Raw genomic sequence first — 288 nt, forward strand, 5'->3', positions numbered from 1 at the left:
CGTATCAGCGGACGTCGACGTAGTCGGTGACCTTGGTGCTGGCGAGGTAGTGGTCTCCGGTCTGGCGGCTGTAGGCGACGGCCCAGGTGCCGTCCTGTTTGGCGGTGACCCAGCCCGTGAGGTGGCCGTTGTGGTCGCTGCCGAGTTCGCAGACGTAGTGGTAGGTGGTGGAGCCGCGGGGTTTGAAGTAGAGGGTGGGGCCTTCCTGGAGTGGCTTCCAGGTGGTGCCCTTCTTGTACTGGGCGGTGCCGGCGAACCTGAACGGCTGTCCCTTGCGGACCGGGTCGG

The 288-nt window shown here is 66.3% G+C and carries 1 pseudogene; it reads right to left on the reverse strand.

What is annotated here, in order from left to right:
- Positions 1–4: 4 nt before the first annotated feature.
- Positions 5–288, reverse strand: a pseudogene (locus tag IO36_RS36150) (hypothetical protein); the annotation flags it as partial.

It is taken from the genome of Streptomyces aureus (genome assembly GCF_000725495.1).
GTDB lineage: Bacteria > Actinomycetota > Actinomycetes > Streptomycetales > Streptomycetaceae > Streptomyces > Streptomyces aureus_B.